At 63.5% G+C, this 17,698-nt stretch carries 16 protein-coding genes; 4 read left to right on the top strand and 12 right to left on the bottom strand.

Annotated features, from left to right (window positions below):
- Positions 1-57 precede the first annotated feature (57 nt).
- The 9 genes from pafA to ACNQOP_RS01550 all read right to left on the bottom strand — a co-directional run bounded on the left by pafA (position 58) and on the right by ACNQOP_RS01550 (position 10,076).
- On the bottom strand, positions 58-1,422 hold the full coding sequence (gene pafA / locus ACNQOP_RS01590) for a Pup--protein ligase (RefSeq protein WP_284985705.1): 1,365 nt from the start codon (positions 1,420-1,422) through the stop codon (positions 58-60).
- A gap of 1 nt (position 1,423) precedes the next feature.
- Positions 1,424-2,131 carry a proteasome subunit alpha gene (gene prcA, locus ACNQOP_RS01585; protein WP_416403112.1) on the bottom strand — a complete coding sequence of 236 codons (708 nt, stop codon included), beginning with the start codon at positions 2,129-2,131 and terminating at the stop codon, positions 1,424-1,426.
- Position 2,132: 1 nt separating this feature from the next.
- Positions 2,133-2,942: a proteasome subunit beta gene (gene prcB, locus ACNQOP_RS01580; RefSeq protein WP_349470059.1), complete on the bottom strand. Its 810-nt coding sequence runs from the start codon at positions 2,940-2,942 to the stop codon at positions 2,133-2,135.
- Positions 2,943-3,020: 78 nt separating this feature from the next.
- The gene (locus ACNQOP_RS01575; protein ID WP_211712386.1) at positions 3,021-3,224 is read right to left on the bottom strand and encodes a ubiquitin-like protein Pup; all 204 of its coding nucleotides are present in this window, start codon (positions 3,222-3,224) and stop codon (positions 3,021-3,023) included.
- 116 nt (positions 3,225-3,340) lie between these two features.
- Positions 3,341-4,960, bottom strand: a complete 1,620-nt coding sequence (gene dop, locus ACNQOP_RS01570) for a depupylase/deamidase Dop (protein WP_416403111.1) — start codon at positions 4,958-4,960, stop codon at positions 3,341-3,343.
- Positions 4,961-5,010: 50 nt separating this feature from the next.
- A complete protein-coding gene (gene arc, locus ACNQOP_RS01565; protein ID WP_235522021.1) occupies positions 5,011-6,819 on the bottom strand; it encodes a proteasome ATPase in 1,809 nt (602 codons plus the stop codon).
- 97 nt (positions 6,820-6,916) lie between these two features.
- Positions 6,917-7,981, bottom strand: a complete 1,065-nt coding sequence (locus ACNQOP_RS01560; RefSeq protein WP_257368075.1) for a tRNA (adenine-N1)-methyltransferase — start codon at positions 7,979-7,981, stop codon at positions 6,917-6,919.
- Positions 7,982-8,099: 118 nt separating this feature from the next.
- Positions 8,100-9,263: a site-2 protease family protein gene (locus tag ACNQOP_RS01555; RefSeq protein WP_416403110.1), complete on the bottom strand. Its 1,164-nt coding sequence runs from the start codon at positions 9,261-9,263 to the stop codon at positions 8,100-8,102.
- Positions 9,264-10,076, bottom strand: a complete 813-nt coding sequence (locus ACNQOP_RS01550; protein ID WP_416403109.1) for an HAD family hydrolase — start codon at positions 10,074-10,076, stop codon at positions 9,264-9,266.
- 30 nt (positions 10,077-10,106) lie between these two features.
- Here ACNQOP_RS01550 and ACNQOP_RS01545 point away from each other — a divergent pair, with 30 nt between their 5' ends.
- Positions 10,107-11,012, top strand: coding sequence for a PAC2 family protein (locus ACNQOP_RS01545; protein ID WP_416403108.1), 906 nt, complete (start codon positions 10,107-10,109; stop codon positions 11,010-11,012).
- A 79-nt stretch (positions 11,013-11,091) separates the two neighbouring features.
- Here the strand turns inward: ACNQOP_RS01545 and mshC are convergent, their stop codons facing one another.
- The gene (gene mshC / locus ACNQOP_RS01540) at positions 11,092-12,369 is read right to left on the bottom strand and encodes a cysteine--1-D-myo-inosityl 2-amino-2-deoxy-alpha-D-glucopyranoside ligase (RefSeq protein WP_284985698.1); all 1,278 of its coding nucleotides are present in this window, start codon (positions 12,367-12,369) and stop codon (positions 11,092-11,094) included.
- 15 nt (positions 12,370-12,384) lie between these two features.
- Positions 12,385-13,218 (bottom strand): undecaprenyl-diphosphate phosphatase, encoded by an 834-nt coding sequence (locus ACNQOP_RS01535; RefSeq protein WP_235522015.1) that lies wholly within the window; start codon positions 13,216-13,218, stop codon positions 12,385-12,387.
- 52 nt (positions 13,219-13,270) lie between these two features.
- On the opposite strand from ACNQOP_RS01535, the gene ACNQOP_RS01530 reads away from it, so the two are divergent.
- On the top strand, positions 13,271-14,203 hold the full coding sequence (locus ACNQOP_RS01530; protein ID WP_416403107.1) for an aldo/keto reductase: 933 nt from the start codon (positions 13,271-13,273) through the stop codon (positions 14,201-14,203).
- A 20-nt stretch (positions 14,204-14,223) separates the two neighbouring features.
- Here ACNQOP_RS01530 and rfbA read toward each other — a convergent pair whose 3' ends face one another.
- Positions 14,224-15,090: a glucose-1-phosphate thymidylyltransferase RfbA gene (rfbA, locus tag ACNQOP_RS01525; RefSeq protein WP_284985696.1), complete on the bottom strand. Its 867-nt coding sequence runs from the start codon at positions 15,088-15,090 to the stop codon at positions 14,224-14,226.
- Positions 15,091-15,142: 52 nt separating this feature from the next.
- On the opposite strand from rfbA, the gene rfbB reads away from it, so the two are divergent.
- Entirely contained in the window at positions 15,143-16,141 is a 999-nt protein-coding gene (gene rfbB, locus ACNQOP_RS01520) for a dTDP-glucose 4,6-dehydratase (protein ID WP_416403106.1), read from the top strand.
- Positions 16,141-17,574: a sugar nucleotide-binding protein gene (locus ACNQOP_RS01515; RefSeq protein WP_416403105.1), complete on the top strand. Its 1,434-nt coding sequence runs from the start codon at positions 16,141-16,143 to the stop codon at positions 17,572-17,574. Before rfbB ends, ACNQOP_RS01515 begins: the two co-directional genes overlap by 1 nt.
- Positions 17,575-17,698 lie beyond the last annotated feature (124 nt).

The following is a 17,698-nucleotide window of genomic DNA, read 5'->3' as shown; positions in this document are numbered from 1 at the left end:
AAGCAGGTGGCCCCTCTAGAGGAGACCACTACTCAGGATAGCCCGTGAAGCTGGGAGTCAGCTCATAGAGTCCAGGAGGGCGTCCACCCGCTCGTCGACACTGCGGAACGGGTCCTTGCACAGGATCGTCTGGTGCGCGCGGTCATTGAGCTTCAAGTGCACCCAGTCCACGGTGTAATCACGGCCAAGCTCCTGGGCCCTCCGGACGAAGTCCCCACGCAACTTGGCGCGGGTGGTCTGGGGCGGCGCGTCCACAGCGTCCTTCACGTCCGTCTCGGTCACGAGGCGGCGGGCTGCTCCACGGGCCTGCAGCAGGAAGAAGATGCCGCGCTGCCGGGAGATATCGTGATAGGTGAGGTCGAGCTGGGCGATGCGGGGCGAGTCCAGGCCGAGGTTATGCCGGCGCATGTAGCCGTCCATGAGCTTCTTCTTGATGGCCCAGTCAACTTCGGTGTCGATGGTGCTGGTATCGCCGCTTTCGATGGCATCCAGAGTCCGCTTCCACAGATCAAGGATGAGCGGTACATGGGCGTTGTGCGCCCCGTTGCTGGCCACGAAGTCGGTGACCTTTGCCAGGTACTCCCGCTGGATGTCCAGCGCCGTCAGTTGCCGGCCATTGGCAAGCCGTACCAGTGCGCGCCCGGTCAGGTCATGGGAAATTTCCCTGATGCTGCGGATGGGGTTCTCCATCCGCATGTCACGCATAATGACGCCGGCCTCGATCATGCGCAGGATGAGGTCGACGGTTCCGACTTTGAGCAGCGCGGTGGTCTCGGACATGTTGGAGTCGCCCACGATCACGTGAAGGCGGCGGTAGAACTCGGCATCGGCGTGCGGCTCATCACGGGTGTTGATGATGGGACGCGAACGGGTGGTGGCCGACGACACGCCTTCCCAGATGTGATCGGCGCGCTGGGAGAACGCGAACGTGGCGCCGTGCGGGGTCTTCAGGACCTTGCCCGCACCGGCGATCAATTGCCGGGTCACCAGGAAGGGAATGAGGATCTCAGCGAGGCGGGAAAACTCCCCGCGCCTCGGGATGAGGTAGTTTTCGTGGCTGCCGTAGGAGTTGCCTGCGGAGTCGGTGTTGTTCTTGAAGAGATAAACCGTGCCGTTGAAGCCCTCCGCAGCAAGCCTCGACTGGGCTTCGTCCACGAGGTCGTCCAGGATAAGTTCGCCGGCCCGGTCATGGGCGATGAGCTGGGCGAGGTCGTCGCATTCAGCCGTGGCATATTCAGGGTGCGAACCAACGTCCAAGTACAGGCGGGAGCCGTTGGTCAGGAACACGTTCGACGACCTGCCCCAGCTGACCACCTTGCGGAAGAGGTATCGTGCGACTTCCTCCGGTGCCAGCGGGCGCGAATCCGGGCTGGAATAGGAGATTCCAAACTCCGTTTCAATGCCAAATATTCGCTTGTCCATCTCAGGTCTCCTCTGTGAGCAACCGGGTCATATCCTCGGGCAGCAACCGCCGGAAAGCCCTGCGCGAGCCGCGGTGGCTTTCGGAGGCGCGGTACAGCACTGCTGCCTCGACGGCGGTGGCGGGCAGTTCATCCGCTTCCTTGTCTGTCGCCAAGGCGCGCAATGCCAAACGCATGGCCCCGGCCAGGCTGATTTCCGGCTCCCAAGCCTCACGGACGACGTCGGAGATCTGGTCAGCCAAACCGCCCATGACGACAAAGCCGTTTTCATCAGCGATCGATCCATCAAAAGTAAGCCGGTAGAGGTGGTCCTGCTCCCGGGTGGCGCCAACCTCGGCCACTGCCAGTTCCACCTCGAATGGCTTCTGTTCGGCGGTGAACACGGCACCCAGGCTCTGGGCGTAGACGCTCGCCAGTCCGCGGGCAGTCACGTCTTCGCGATCGTACGAATAGCCGCGGACGTCAGCGTACCTGACGCCGGCCTGTCGAAGGCTTTCGAATTCGTTGTACTTTCCCACTGCGGCGAAGGCGATCTTGTCATAGATCTCGCCGATCTTGTGCAGGGAGGGTGACGGGTTTTCGGCTATCAAGGCGATGCCATCCGCGCAACTGATGACCACAACGGAACGGCCACGTGCGATGCCTTTCCGTGCGAAGTCCGCACGGTCCTTCATCAGTTGCTCGGGCGATACATAGAACTGCTGCGTCATCTCAGGCCTCCCGTCCGGCGATGGCCCGCGACTCAACAATGGCCCCGGCGATGGCCGCCAGGTCCCTTTCGGGAACCCGTCGGTGACCAGCGCGATTAACTGTGTACACCACCGGCCAGAGTTGCCGGACAGGGTCCGGTCCACCCGTGGCGGAGTCGTCGTCGGCGGCGTCGTAGAGGGCCTCGACAGCCACGGCGACGGCGGCCTCCTCCGGGAGGTTCGGCTTCCAGAGCTTCTTCAGGGCGCCGCGGGCGAACACGGATCCGGAACCCACGGAGTGATGTTCCTGCTCTTCATAGCGGCCCCCGGTGACGTCGTAGGAGAACAGGCGGCCGACTCCGGATGAATGGTCGAATCCGGCGAAGAGTGGGATGACGGCCATCCCCTGCATGGCCATGGGCAGGTTTCCGCGGATCATGGCCCCGAGGCGGTTGGCCTTGCCCACGAGGCTGAGCAGTGTTCCCTCGATCTTCTCGTAGTGTTCCAGTTCAACCTGGAACAGGCGCGTGATATCGATGGCCAGGCCTGCCGTCCCGGCGATACCAAGGACAGAGTACTGGTCGGCCGGGAACACCTTCTCGATGTGCCTGCTGGCAATGACGTTGCCCATGGTGGCCCTGCGGTCACCGGCCATCAGCACCCCGCCGGCATATGTCAGCGCGACGATTGTGGTGGCATGTGGGGACGACGGCACGGTGCCTGCGGGTAACAACTGATTGAACGGCAGGAGCTCGGGACGGGATCGTTGGAGATGCTCCGTAAAGGAAGACGTTGCCTGGTTGGCCAGGGGGCCGGTTGATGGGTCCTGCATTGCTGCACTCCTTCGACTCTGCGTTCCGATGCCCGGCGGCCTCACGCGGCCGGGCCGTACAACCTGTGGGGGCTCCGGTTACTGGCCACCCTTTTGAACGAACGCCCTGACGAATTCCTCGGCGTTGGATTCCAACACGCCGTCAATTTCGTCCAGGAGGTCATCCACGCCCTGCGTCGCCTCCGAGGCTTTCGCTTCGGGTGCTGCCGGCGGAGCCTCCGGGACGTCCACTTCAGTCTCGGTTTCCCGCGACTGCGGTTGTTGCTGCTCCTGAGCTGCCATTTTCTTCTCCCTACTGTCCGTCTCCGGGGGCGGAGACTTCCTACTGCAATATTGCCACGCTGCGGGCCGTTGCGGACGGCTTTGGCCAGCTGCCAAGCCGCCTGTGGCGAACCGGATCAGGCCTTTGCCGGTGGCTGGCCTTGCCCCATCAATTCGGCAAGGAATGGGCCGGCCTCCTGATGGCGGTCGAACAGCGCACCGGTCAGGGAACGGGTCCCCCTCAAAGGCTCCCGGGTGGGCACCCGTTGGAGCTTCCCGAGCCCGGGAACGTCGAAAATCACCGAGTCCCAACTGGCACCGACGACGTCCTTGCCGTACTTGGTGACGCAGCGGCCACGGAAGTAGGCCCTGGTGTCCGACGGCGGTTCGCTCACCGCCCGGGCGATGTCGCCGTCGTCGACGATGCGCGTCATGCGGTCCCTGGACAGCAGCCGGTAATAGAGGCCTTTCTCCGGTCGAATATCAGCCCACTGCAGGTCCACCAGTCCCAGCCGGGCGTCGTCCCAAGCGAGTCCGTCCCGGTTGCGGTACCCCTCCAGCAGTGATTTCTTGGCCACCCATTCCACGGAGGAAGCCGCGGCGTCGAGGTCAGTCCCGAGCGTGGTGAGCGTGGACTCCCACTGGGACAACACGCCGTGGGTGTGTCCGTCGCCCGAGACCGAATCCGACACCCCTGTTTCCTGTGCCAGTTTCGACGCTGCTTCGTAGTACATCCATTGGAGGTCGAGGGCGGTCACCCTCCGTCCGTCGACGAGTCGCACGGTGGCCGTAAGCGTGGTGTCATGGCTGACGGACTGAAGGGCTTGGACTGGCTCATGGACTTCGATCCTTGGAGCCTGCCCGGCCTCGATGAGGCTCAGAACCATGGCCGTAGTACCGAATTTGAGGTAGTTGGACGCCTGGCTGAGGTTCGCGTCCCCAATGATCACATGGAGTCGCCGGTACTTGTCCGCGGTGGCGTGGGGCTCGTCCCGGGTGTTGATGATGGGCCGGCGGATAGTGGTTTCCAGCCCCACCTCCGCCTCGAAGAAGTCGGCACGTTGGCTGATCTGGTACCCGGGCGTCGAACTGTCCTGGCCAAGGCCGACCCGTCCCGCGCCGCATATTGCCTGGCGGGAAACAAAGAACGGGGTCAGTCCCCGGATGATGTCACCGAAGGGCACCGAACGGGGCATGAGGTAGTTCTCATGGGATCCGTAGGAGACGGATTTGTTGTCGGTGTTGTTTTTGTACAGGTTGATGGGAGGAAGGCTGGTATCAGCCGCGACCTTCCGGACCGTGGCCAGGGCGACGAGGTCCCCGGCGGCGTCCCACGCAACGGCGTCACGGGGGTTGGTGACTTCCGGGCTCGAGTATTCGGGATGGGCGTGGTCCACGTAGAGGCGCGCACCATTTCCCAGGACCATGTTCATCAGCAGGGAGCCGGACTCGTCCGCGCCGTCCAGCTCCAACTCCTGGCGGCCGTAAGCCAAGGCCACGGCCTCGGCGTCGAGCACCGGCGGCTGATCCGTCAACTGGCTGGGGTCCGCTGCCGCCCGGTCCAGGGTCCACCCGCGTGCGTCATGCAAGGGTTCCTCGTCGGTGTAATCCCAGCGGGTCTCCGCACCGCCGGCAGCGCGTTGGCGGGTCACCGTGGCATAAGCCTGGATGATCCTGGCAGACATCATGGTCGCGTTCGCGCCCGGGGCCGACGGGGCGTGGATCCCGTATTCGGTTTCCGAGCCCATGACGCGCATTGCGCCGCCTTCGGGTAACTGCGCGGACGGTGTTCCTTCGACTCTTGCTGTCACAGGTACTGGCCCGTGTTGGCGGTAGTCTCGATCGACTTGCCCGGCTCCTGCCCGGCCTTACCCTGCACGATCGTGCGGATGTAGGTGATCCGTTCGCCCTTCTTGCCCGATATCCTGGCCCAGTCGTCCGGGTTGGTGGTGTTCGGCATGTCCTCGTGCTCACGGAACTCGTCCACCACGGCCCGCAGCAGGTGCTCGATGCGCAGGCCTTTTTGGTGGTTCGTCAGGAGGTCCTTGATGGCGTACTTCTTGGCGCGGTCCACCACGTTCTGGACCACTGCGCCGGAGTTGAAGTCCTTGAAGTACAGCATCTCCGTATCGCCGTTGGCATAGGTGACTTCGAGGTATTCGTTGGACTTCTCCGTCGAATACATGGCCTCCACCGTTCGCTGGACCATGGCGTCCACCGTGGCTTGCACGTCTCCTCCGTACTCAGCGAGGTCCTGGGCGTGGAAGGGCAAGTCCGTGGTGATGTACTTCCCGAAAATGTCCGCTGCAGCCTCGGCATCGGGCCGCTGGATCTTGACCTTGACATCGAGCCGCCCCGGGCGAAGGATCGCGGGATCGATCATGTCCTCACGGTTTGAAGCACCGATGACGATCACGTTATCGAGCCGTTCCACGCCGTCGATCTCGCTGAGCAACTGCGGAACGATGGTCGTTTCGACGTCGGACGACACGCCGGTGCCGCGGGTACGGAACAGCGAATCCATTTCATCGAAGAAGACCACCACCGGGCTGCCATCGGAAGCCTTCTCACGGGCACGCGAAAAGATCAGGCGGATGTGTCGTTCCGTTTCACCCACGTATTTGTCGAGCAGCTCCGGGCCCTTGATATTGAGGAAGTAGCTCTTGACCTCCGTGTTGCCGGCGCGCTCGGCGGCGCGGGCCGCCAGCGAATTGGCCACGGCTTTGGCGATCAGCGTCTTGCCGCAGCCCGGAGGACCGTACAGCAGGATGCCCTTCGGAGCCTTGAGTCCGTGCTCACGGTAAAGGTCCGGGTGCAGGAACGGCAGTTCGACGGCGTCGCGGATCTGTTCAATCTGCGGGCCGAGGCCGCCGATGTCCTGGTAAGTGATGTCAGGTACTTCTTCGAGGACAAGGTTTTCCACCTCGGCGCGCGGGACCTTTTCCAGGGCGTAGCCCGTGCGTGAATCCAGTGACAACGCATCGCCCACCTTCAGGTGGATGTTCTGCAGGGCTCCAGAAAGCCGCACAACGCGTTCCTCGTCCGCCCGGCCCACCACCAGCGCCCGGTCCTTGCCGAGCATCTCCTTCAGCGTGACCAGTTCGCCGGCGCGCTCGTAACCGAGCCCGGCAACCACCAGGAGTGCCTCGTTGAGCAGGACTTCCTGTCCGACGGCAAGCTGGTTGATGTTGACCAAGGGACTGACACCCACGCGCATCTTGCGGCCGGCGTTGAAGATATCCACCGACTCTTCGGTTGCGGCCTGGCCGGAGCTCCCGGCCGAGGGTTGCTTCCGGGGGTTGACCTGCACCACGGTCCCAAAGCTGTAGGGCGGCTGCCCCTCCTGCTCCAAAGCACCCTTCAAGCGCAGGATCTCGGACTTCGCTGCTTCCAGCATGCTGACGAGCTTGCCGTTGTTCTGCGTAGCGGCGGCCAGCTGGCGGTCGATGTGGCGGAGCTTGTCCCGGAGGATGTTGATCTGCCGCTCGGCAACAGTCAGTTCACTCGAGGCCTCCGACGGTTGCGCGGGGGCCAGCCCCCGGCTTGCTGCCTCTTCCGGTGCGGCGTGTCCTTCTTCCGGCGTCTGCCGTCCAAGGTCGTTGTTTGACGTGTCCACGAATCATCAGCCCCTTCCTGCGCTTAACAAGACCTTAGTCCCGAAAAGCTCAGGGTGCTGGGTGACATTCGGAATGCGGACCCTATTGTGACCTTTGTCAGTTTGTGACCGTGGGGTCATCCTGGACGTTGGTTCCGGCGATGGCATCACGTGCGGCGCGCCGGAGTTTCTTGTCCGAAACTGCCCGCTCCCCTACTGCGCCGGGCGTCCAGGCGTTGAGGTCCTCTTCGCTGAATTCGGTCTTGGAAGGACGGCGCTTTACCGAGATTCCGGTGACGCCTTCGGCGAGGCGGCGGGTGACCAGCAGGAAGCCGGTGTGCGCCACCATGCGGTGATCCGGCCGGACAGCCAGGCCCTCAAGGTGCCAGCCCCGTACCATCGACTCCCAGGCATCCGGCTCGGTGAAACGCCCGTCAGCGCGGATGGCTTCGGCAGTGCGGGACAGCTGGGTGACTGTCGCTACATAGTTGATCCAGACGCCGCCAGGCGCCAGCACGGTAGCCACCGCGTCCAAGCACTCCCACGGAGCCAGCATGTCAAGCACTACGCGGTCGACTGATCCGGGGGCCTCTGCCTTGACGACCTCTTCCTGGAAGTCACCCAACGAGATCTGCCAGGCCGGGTGCGGACCACCGAAGATTGTCTCGACGTTCCCGCGGGCGATGTCGGCGAATTCTTCGCGGCGCTCGAAGGAGTGCAGGTAACCGCCGTCGCCGACAGCCCGCAGCAGGGAAATGGACAGGGCACCGGAACCCACGCCGGCTTCCACGACACGTGCGCCCGGGAAAATGTCAGCCATGGTGACAATCTGGCCGGCGTCCTTCGGATAAACAACGGCGGCACCGCGAGGCATGGACAAAACGAAGTCGGACAGCAGCGGCCTCAGCGTCTGGTACTGCTGGCCGACGTTGTTGCTGACCACGGAGCCATCCACCTTGCCGATGATCTCATCGTGGTTCAGGAAGCCCCGGTGCGTGTGGAATGCCCCGCCGACTTCCAGCGTCACAGTGTTCATGCGGCCACGTTCGTCCGTGAGTTGCACCCGTTCGCCCACGCGGAAAGGGCCACGGCGGCGGGCTGCGCCCGTCGGCTGCACGGCGGTTCCGGTAGCTGCCGCGTCAGGGCCTGCGCTGGCCTCGGGGGCGGCGTTTTCGCTGCTCATGTGGTGTTTCCTCGCTGTTGTACGGCTGGGCCGCGACGTGTTGCTGGCTGGTGGGCGCCAAAAAGGCCGCGGAGTTGTTTGCTAAGACGGCCGGCATGTAACTCTACCGGTCGCTGGGTCAGGGGCGACCGCTCCGGCGGGCTTCCTTACCTGTAATGGCTGTCACGACAGCCTGCTGGCGCAGCAGTCCGGTGACGATTCCGTTGTGGTCCACCACAGCGTATTCGCCCCCTTCCAAGCGCGCCAAGTACTGGATGAGTTCCTGTCCTTTGGACCATTCGGGGACATAGGCCCCGGCCCCCAGTGCGTGCGCCACTGCGGTAACCGGCGTCGTCGTAGCGGCCTCAAGCGGCACCGAAGCGACGGCACCCGGGTCCACGACGCCTTGCGGCTTACCGTCCGGTCCACAGATGACGACGGCGGGGATTCCGTTAGGAGCGATGGCCAGGACATCGGCCACGGAAGCCGAGTTCGGCACCCCGACGGCGCGATCCGCGAGTCCCGCCGCGCTGACCAGGTACAGGCGGCTGCGGAGCTTCGCGTGGTGGATGGAGCTGGAGGCACCCATCCAGAGGAATCCGCAGACAAGGACGGTGATCAACATCAGGCTGATATCCAGCGGAGCACCGGTCAGGAGTGGCAACGCAATGAACCAGATGACCAAGGCCGCGACGATGATGCGGCCGGACCAGCCGGCAGCAATTGTTCCCTTGTCCTGGCTTCCGGTGGCTTTCCACACTGCGGATTCCACCAAACGACCACCGTCGAGCGGCAAACCCGGAAGCACGTTGAACAGGCCGATCAAGAGATTGGCCCACATGAGGATGTTGGCCAGGATTTCGGATACGCCGCTCAGCACATCGGCGGAGAGGACACCCCACATGGCGGCTGCCAGGACGAAGTTCGAAGCAGGCCCGGCCAGGGCCACCACGACTGAGCGGCCAGGTGAGGCCGTGAAGTTCTCAAACTGCGTGTGTCCGCCCCAGAGATTCAGGACAATCTTCTGGGTGGGCCATTTGAAGGCCTTGGCGCTGAGGGCATGTGCCAGTTCGTGGAGCAGCACGGAGATGGCCAGCAGCAAGGCGTAGCCCAATGCTACGAAGTAGGCGCCCAGGCCCAGGCGCGGCATCTGCACCAGCAGGGCCGGCCCGTAGACAATGACGGTGAACCCTGCAATAACAAACCACGAGTACGCAAGGTAGACCGGAATGCCGGCGATCTTCCCCAGCGGGATACCCTCCTTCTTGGCGGAGGCGTGGTGCGGTGTGGTGGGACTGCTCACCTAGTTGGCCCTTTCAAGAACGTTTCCAGCCGGGAAGCGATCGACGACGAGTTGCCTCACGTCTTCGACGGTCCGGCCTGTGAGCGTGTCCCACATGACCATGCGTGGGTCTTCGGGCAGCGGCACCTGGTGGGGTATGCCCACCGTCACGACGCCTGAAGCAATGGCGGCCGTGGCACCGGGAACGGAATCCTCCAGCGCAACGCAGTGGTGGATGGTCAGGGCAGGATCATCCAGGCGGAGCCTTTCAACCGCAGTCAGGTAGGCCTCGGGGTGCGGCTTTCCGTTGGTGACGGTGTCTCCGGTGACCATGAACTCGAAGTACGGTTTGGGCAGGCTCTCCACTACCACTCCGGCCAGGGGGCCTTCGGACATGGTGACCAGCGCGCACCGGACGCCGGCCTGGTGGAGTTCATCGAGGAGCTCCCGCGCGCCTGGCCGCCATGGAACGTTCCGGCGCACCTGCGCGATCACCTGGGCACTAAGGGTGTCGACGATCTGGCGGGCCTCAAGCTTGACCCCCGCGTCCTGCAGGATGGCTGCCGAGTGCAGCAGGGACTGGCCCACCAACTGCATCGCCTGCTGGTGCGACCACGTGCCGCCATGGGACTCCACCAGGGCGCGTTCAGCCGCGATCCAGTAGGGCTCAGTGTCCACCAGGGTGCCGTCCATATCCCAGAGCACGGCTTTGAGGAGGGGCTGGCTGGGTAAGGAATGCATGGCTTCAAGTCTACGTGGAACCGGGCGGGCGCCTGTGCGCGCATTGCGCTGTGGGCGAAGAGGGGACACGCACCGGCGTGAAATGCCATGCATCCCGGAGGGTCTTGGACGTAGGGTGAGTGGATGAACAGTGTGGACGGGACCCCCGAAGGACAGGACATCACCGCGGAGCCCGAGCGTTTCCTCAAGGAACCCGTGGAAGGCCAACGTGTCACCGTGATGCTCGCCGCGTTCGAAGGCTGGAACGACGCCGGAGAGGCAGCCAGCGACGCCCTGCACTACTTGAACAAGCTCTGGGACGGCAAGAAGGTTGCCACTGTGGACGCGGAGGAGTATTACGACTTCCAGTTCACCAGGCCCACTGTGCGCCGCACGTCGTCAGGTGCCCGGAAGGTCAAGTGGCCATCCACCAGGATCTACAAGGCGGCAGTTCCGGACAGCAATGTGGACGTGGTGTTCGTGTTGGGCACCGAGCCTTCCTACCGTTGGCGTGCATACACTACGGAATTGCTGGTCCACGCCGAGGCACTCAAGGTGGACTCCGTCATTTTGGTGGGTGCCCTGCTGGCCGATGTGCCGCACAGCCGCCCCATTCCCGTGAGCACCAGCACTGAGGACAGTTCGCTGCGTGAGCGCCTCAACCTGGAGGCGTCCCAGTACGAGGGGCCGGTGGGGATCGTAGGCGTCCTGGCCGAATTTGCGATGCTTGCAGGGCTGCCGACGGTTTCACTGTGGGCCGCGGTGCCGCACTACGTTGCCCAGCCCCCCTCCCCCAAGGCCCAGCTCGCGATCCTGCACAAAGTGGAAGACCTGCTCCAGGTCCCGCTGGACAGCCAGGCACTTGCCGAAGAGTCCGAGGCGTGGGAACGCGGCGTTGACGAGCTCGCCACCGAGGACCCCGAGATCGCGGCGTACGTGCGGCAACTCGAGGAAGCCAAGGACACGGCCGACCTCCCGGAAGCTTCCGGCGAATCCATTGCCCGCGAGTTTGAGCGCTACCTCAAGCGCCGTGGCAAAGACCGTCCCTGACCGTTCCCACTATCGGTAAACGCCAACGGCCCTGACAGGAATGTCAGGGCCGTTGGCGTTTGAACATCAGCAGGTCCGGTTACAGCTCCACGCCGAGCAAGGCGTTGACGGCATCCGAGATGACGGCCCTCTCCGTGGCCGAGCCTTCGGCGGCGGAGCGCAGTGCCTCTTGGGCCCACTGATCGACGGCGGCAAGGGCTGCGGGAGCGTTGAGGTCATCGGCCAGTCCAGCGCGCATGGCCGCAAGCAAGGGGGCCGAGGAACCTGCCGGAGCATGGTTCAGGGCGGCCCGCCACTTCGCCAGGCGCTCCTTGGCCGCGGCGAAGCCTTCATTAGTCCATGACCAGTCCGAGCGGTAGTGGTTGGCGAGGATGGCCAGGCGAATGGCTGCGGGTTCCTCGCCTGCTGCGCGAAGTTTGGACACAAGGACCAGGTTTCCCTTGGACTTGCTCATCTTCTCGCCGTCCAGGCCCACCATGCCCGCGTGGGAGTAGTGCCGTGCCAGGGGAACTCCAGACAGCGAATAAGCATGGCCGGCTCCCATCTCATGATGCGGGAAGACCAGGTCCGAGCCGCCGCCTTGGACCGTGAAGGGTGCCGGAAGGTATTTCTGGGCGATCACCGTACATTCGATGTGCCAACCGGGGCGGCCGGAGCCTAGGCTTGCTCCGGGCCAACTGGGTTCACCTTCGCGGGCCACACGCCAGAGCAGGGGGTCGAGCGCGTGGCGTTTGCCGGGCCGTGCCGGGTCGCCGCCGCGCTCCGCGAAGAGGGCGAGCATGTCCTTTTCGCCGAGCCCCGACACATCGCCCAAAGTCCACGCATCCGTGGCATCCGAGCGTTTCCCGGCCATTTCGACGTCGTAATAGACATCACCGTCGGGTTCACCGTCGGTGCCGGGAACCCTGTAGGCCACGCCGTCAGCTATGAGTTTCTCGATGGCCGGCACGATGTCCGGGATGGCTTCAACCGCGCCGATGTAGTGATCAGGTGCAAGGACGTTCAGCGCGTCCATGTCGGTGTGGAACAGTTCGATCTGGCTCTGGGCCAGGTCTTGCCAGTCAACGCCCGTGGCATTGGCCCGCTCAAGCAGGGGGTCGTCGATGTCCGTGACGTTTTGCACGTAGGACACCCGGATCCCTGCATCGCGCCAGGCGCGGTTCAGCAGATCGAAGGCAACATAGCTTGAGGCGTGCCCCATGTGGGTGGCGTCGTAGGGCGTGATGCCGCAGACGTACATCGATTGCTCCGGTTGCCGCTCAACCTCCACGACACGGCCCAGGGCAGTGTCGAACAGGCGTAGTTGCGGCATGCTGCCGGGCAGCTCAGGAACAGGGCGGGAAGTCCACGATTTCACGACTCAACCTTAGTGCTAGGCACTGATGACACCGAAACCGAGCAGGACATACAAGGCCAGTCCGAGGAGGATGCGGTACCAAACGAAGAGGCGGTAGCTCCTGGTCGAGACGAATTTCAAGAACCACCCAATGATGACGTAGCCCACCACGAAGGCGATGACCGTGGCCAGGGCTGTCTCCGGAAGGCCGTACGGTCCGGTGAGGCCCTCGTGGGAAACCGTCTTGTAGAGCTGGTAAAGCCCGCTGCCGAACACGGCCGGAATGGCCAGCAGGAAGGAATACCGGGCTGCGGCTTCACGCGTGTAGCCCATGAGCAGGCCGGCAGTGATGGTGCCGCCGGACCGCGAAACTCCCGGAATCAGGGCCATTGCCTGAGCGAAGCCATAGAGGATGCCGTGCTTGTAGCTCAGCTGGGTGAGGTCCCGCTCCTGCCGCCCGGTGGCGTCGGCGACGGCCAGGATCATGCCGAAGACGATCAACATGGTGGCTACGATCCACATGCTGCGAAGTACCGATTCGATCTGGTCCTGGAACAGCAGGCCCAGGATGATGATCGGCAGGCTGCCCAGGATCACCAACCAGCCCATGCGGGCATCGGGATCGTTGCGCTCGACTTTGCCCCTCAAGGAGCCGAACCAAGCACGGACGATCCGGACGATGTCGCGCCAGAAGTACACAATGACGGCGGTTTCGGTTCCCAGCTGCGTGATCGCAGTGAAAGCGGCGCCCGGGTCGGCGGCCCCGGGGAGGAATGATCCGACGATCCTCAAGTGCGCGCTTGAGGAGATCGGGAGAAATTCGGTGAGGCCCTGCACGAGGCCCAGCAAGGCTGCTTCTATCCAGTTCACGTGAATAGACCCTACGTCATGAAGACTGGGAACTGCCCGTAAGCTAGCAGCTATGCAGCAGCGTTATGTCGGAAACAGCGGGTTTCGCGTGTCCTCCTTGTCCCTCGGAACCATGTCCTGGGCCCAGGAAACTGATGAGCAGGACGCTGCCGAGGTCCTTCACGCGTTCGTAGCTGCAGGGGGCACCGTCATAGACACCGCTGCGTCTTACGGCCAGGGGCGGGCTGAGGCCATGATCGGCTCCATGCTTGGAGATGTCGTGGCACGGTCCGAGGTGGTTTTGTCCACGAAGGCAGGCGTGTCGTCCACGGAGTCCAGACGAAGTGTCGATGCTTCACGTGGCGCAATGCTCTCGGCACTTGACGCCAGCCTTGCCAGGCTCGGAACCGACTACGTCGACATCTGGTTCGCCCATGAGTGGGACCACAACGTGCCCTTGGAGGAGACCCTTTCCGCTTTGGAACTGGCGCAGCGGACCGGGCGTGCGCGTTACGTGGGCATCTCCAACTACAACGGTTGGCAGACAGCGAAGGCCGCGGCCATCGCCGGTTTCACCTTGGTGGCCAACCAGTCCGAATATTCCTTGGTCCAGCGCAAGGCGGAGGACGAGCTCATTCCCGCGGTGGAGGACGCCGGGCTGGGGATCATGGCGTGGGCGCCGCTGGGCCGGGGTGTCCTGAGTGGCAAATACCGCGGACAAATTCCCGCAGACTCCCGTGCCGCCCAAAGCCGCCTCGCGGCGTATGTTGAGCCGTACCTGGAGCCGCGGGCTTCCAGGGTGGTTGAAGCTGTGGCCATGGCCGCACGCGGCTTGGGCAGATCTTCCCTGGATGTTTCCCTGAGCTGGCTGCTGTCCCGGCCCGGCGTTGCCACGGCCGTCGTGGGCGCCAGGAACGCCGTCCAGCTCAAAGAGCTCCTGGACGCCGCGCTGACTGACCTGCCCGCAGAGATATCGCGCGCCCTTGAGGACGTTTCGGCGTCGTAGCCAGGGCTGCCGCGGATTGCCTAATGGCGATCCAGAATATCCAGCAGGTAGCTTCCGTAACCGCTTTTGGCCAACTTCGCGGCCTGTTGACGCAGTCCGTCGTCGTTCAGGTAACCCATCCGCCAGGCCACTTCCTCCGGGGCTCCGATTTTCAGGCCCTGGCGGTTCTCGGTGGTGCGCACGTAGTTCGACGCGTCATTCAAGTCGCTGAAGGTTCCGGTATCCAACCAGGCGGTTCCCCGGGGGAATTTCTGCACATGCAGCTTTCCGAGTTCCATGTATTTGCGGTTGATGTCCGTGATTTCCAATTCGCCGCGGGGCGAGGGTCTTAGGTCTTTTGCCATGGCAACTACGTCGTTGTCGTAAAAGTAGAGGCCCGGAACTGCGTAATTGCTCTTGGGTTTAGCCGGCTTCTCTTCGATGGATACCGCCAGCCCTTCGTCGTCGAATTCCACCACGCCATAAGCGCTCGGGTCCTTGACCCAATACCCGAAGATGGCGCCGCCATCGACGTCGGCGTAGTGGCGGAACTGGTTGCCCATTCCGGGGCCGTTAAAGATGTTGTCTCCAAGGATCAGGGCTACTTTGCCGGCCCCGATATGTTCCTCCCCCAGGATGAACGCCTGGGCCAGGCCATCCGGCGTCGGCTGACGGGCGTATGTCAGGTTGATCCCGAACTGGGAACCGTCGCCCAGGAGGTTCTCGAATTGCGGGCCGTCGGCAGGTGTGGTGATGATGAGGATGTCGCGGATGCCGGCAAGCATCAGAGTGCACAGCGGGTAGTAGATCATGGGTTTGTCGAAGACGGGAACCAACTGCTTGCTGATGGCGAGCGTAATTGGATGAAGCCGGGAACCTGTGCCACCGGCAAGAATAATTCCGCGCATCTACTGTCCTCTCCCGCTGCGCACTGCAGTATCCTGCGGTTACGCTATGGCCATGCAGAGAATCCTTGTCACCGGCGGGGCCGGATTCATCGGATGCAATTTTGTTCACTTCATCATGGAGCACACCCGCCTCCATGTCACTGTCCTGGACAAACTGACCTACGCCGGCACTATTGATTCGCTTTCGGGGCTGCCGTCCGGCCGCCTTGAATTTGTTAAAGGCGATATCTGTGATGCCGCCTTGGTGGACTCCCTGACCCCCACGGTCGATGCGGTGGTCCATTTTGCTGCAGAGTCGCACAACGACAACTCGTTGGAGGATCCACGGCCGTTCCTTGACACCAACCTGGGGGGTACTTTCACCCTCATCGAAGCGGCGAGGAAGCACGGCACCCGGTTCCATCACATCTCCACGGACGAGGTGTACGGGGACCTGGCCCTGGAGGATCCGGACAGGTTCACGGAAAGCTCCGCCTACCGCCCCACCAGTCCGTACTCCGCCACGAAGGCGGGTTCGGACCTGTTGGTCCGGGCGTGGGTCCGGTCGTTCGGACTTCGGGCGACCATCAGTAATTGCTCCAACAACTACGGCCCGTACCAGCACGTGGAAAAGTTCATTCCGCGCCAGATCACCAACATCCTGGACGGCGTACGTCCCAGGCTGTACGGCCAGGGGCGCAACGTGCGGGACTGGATCCACGTGGCAGACCATTCCTCGGCGGTGCTGAGAATCCTCGAGGCCGGGCGGATCGGTGAAACCTACCTGATTGGTGCCGACGGCGAACGGTCCAACCGTGAGGTTGTGGAGATGTTGCTGGAGATTTCGGGTAAACCCCGTGACGCCTACGACCTCGTCCATGACCGCCCCGGCCATGACTTGCGCTACGCCATTGATTCCAGCAAGCTTCGCCGCGAACTTGGCTGGATGCCGGGTTACCGGGATTTCGACGCCGGGTTGTCGGACACCATGCAGTGGTACAGGGACAACGAGGACTGGTGGCGTCCCCAGAAGGCGGCGACGGAGTCCAAGTACGCAGGCCAAGGACACTGATGGACGGGGCACACCGGCTGCAGTCCCTGGCCACGTCCATTCCGGGACTGACCCTGTTCCGTCTTCCGGTTCACGCCGATAGCCGCGGATGGTTCAAGGAGAACTGGCATCGTCGCAAGATGATGGATATCGGGCTCCCGGATTTCGGTCCAGTGCAGAACAACATCTCCTTCAACGCCGAACGCGGCACCACCCGCGGTATACACGCTGAGCCGTGGGACAAATTTGTCTCCTTGGCCGCAGGGCGGATCTTCGGTGCCTGGGTGGATCTGCGCGAAGGACCGACCTTCGGTGTGTTGTTCACGGCCGAACTGACTCCGGGTGACGCGATCTTCGTCCCGCGCGGCGTGGGCAACGCCTTCCAAACGCTTGAGGACCGCACCGTGTACTCCTATCTCGTCAACGATCATTGGAGCCCTGAAGCCCAGGAGGAGTACACCTTCCTGAACCTTGCGGACGAGCAGGTCGCCGTGCCCTGGCCTATTCCCGTGGAGCAGGCAACAGTGTCTCCGCAGGACAGGAAGCATCCGCGGCTGGCGGACGTCCGTCCGATGCAGAAAAAGCGCACTCTGGTAGTGGGGGCCGATGGCCAGTTGGGTTCGGCGCTCCGGAAGGCTTTTGCGGGCGACGCGACAGTTGATTTCGCTGGGCATCCCCAGTTCGACATCACCTCGGTGGAGTCGTTCGAGTCGGTCGATTGGCCCCATTATTCCACCGTCATCAACGCAGCAGCGTTCACAGCCGTGGACGTCGCAGAAACCACTGAAGGCCGGACCGCTGCCTGGCTGATCAACGCCGGTGCCGTGGCTGCCCTGGCGCGTACCGCCGTCGAGCATTCCCTGACGCTTGTCCATCTGTCCAGCGAGTACGTCTTTGACGGCTCGGCGGAGGTTCACAGCGAGGAAGAGGCGCTGACTCCCCTGGGGGTGTACGGCCAAAGCAAGGCGGCAGGCGACCTGGCGGCGTCAACCGTGCCGCGGCACTACCTCGTGCGGACAAGCTGGGTGGTGGGCGATGGCCGGAACTTTGTCCGGACCATGGCTGCCCTGGCTGAACGCGGAGCGTCGCCGAACGTCGTGGACGACCAGTTTGGCAGGCTGACCTTCGCCGACGACCTGGCCGCCGGAATCAAGCATCTGCTGGATACGCAGGCTCCCTACGGGACCTACAACATCAGCAACAGCGGCGCGCCGGTTTCGTGGGCCCAGGTGGCCAGGGAGGTGTATCGGCTGAGCGGAGTGGATCCCCTCAAGGTAACCGCTGTCAGCACCGCTGCCTACGCGGGACCGGGCAGCGCCCCCAGACCACGGAACAGTGTGCTGGACCTGGCAAAAATCAAGGCTGCCGGGTTCTCTCCCCCGGACGCGTCGCAGCGCCTCGTTGAGTACCTCCTCGCGCGGGAAACCCTAGCGAAGGGGTCACATTCGTCCTAGAGTTGGCGTACGGCAGCCCGTCCGGGCGGGCCGGGAGACACCTTAAGTAAACAAACTGGCAGGCCAGCACCACGCTGGCCACGGCGACCCAGGGCTGTGCAGCGGCCCAGGATCGCCGGCTGTG

The sequence above is a fragment of the Arthrobacter sp. LFS091 genome, assembly GCF_047977885.1.
GTDB lineage: Bacteria > Actinomycetota > Actinomycetes > Actinomycetales > Micrococcaceae > Arthrobacter.
Note: the sequence above shows the minus strand (reverse complement) of the source record. Positions and strands in the feature narration are given on the sequence as shown.

Coding starts and splice junctions, on each gene's coding strand:
- pafA (WP_284985705.1), bottom strand. CDS start 1,422: ATGGACAAGCGAATATTTGGCATTGAAACGGAGTTTGGAATCTCCTAT.
- ACNQOP_RS01530 (WP_416403107.1), top strand. CDS start 13,271: ATGCAGCAGCGTTATGTCGGAAACAGCGGGTTTCGCGTGTCCTCCTTG.
- rfbB (WP_416403106.1), top strand. CDS start 15,143: ATGCAGAGAATCCTTGTCACCGGCGGGGCCGGATTCATCGGATGCAAT.
- ACNQOP_RS01550 (WP_416403109.1), bottom strand. CDS start 10,076: ATGCATGGCATTTCACGCCGGTGCGTGTCCCCTCTTCGCCCACAGCGC.
- rfbA (WP_284985696.1), bottom strand. CDS start 15,090: ATGCGCGGAATTATTCTTGCCGGTGGCACAGGTTCCCGGCTTCATCCA.
- prcB (WP_349470059.1), bottom strand. CDS start 2,942: ATGCAGGACCCATCAACCGGCCCCCTGGCCAACCAGGCAACGTCTTCC.
- dop (WP_416403111.1), bottom strand. CDS start 4,960: ATGCGCGTCATGGGCTCGGAAACCGAATACGGGATCCACGCCCCGTCG.
- prcA (WP_416403112.1), bottom strand. CDS start 2,131: ATGACGCAGCAGTTCTATGTATCGCCCGAGCAACTGATGAAGGACCGT.
- ACNQOP_RS01515 (WP_416403105.1), top strand. CDS start 16,141: ATGGACGGGGCACACCGGCTGCAGTCCCTGGCCACGTCCATTCCGGGA.
- ACNQOP_RS01545 (WP_416403108.1), top strand. CDS start 10,107: ATGAACAGTGTGGACGGGACCCCCGAAGGACAGGACATCACCGCGGAG.
- ACNQOP_RS01560 (WP_257368075.1), bottom strand. CDS start 7,981: ATGAGCAGCGAAAACGCCGCCCCCGAGGCCAGCGCAGGCCCTGACGCG.
- ACNQOP_RS01575 (WP_211712386.1), bottom strand. CDS start 3,224: ATGGCAGCTCAGGAGCAGCAACAACCGCAGTCGCGGGAAACCGAGACT.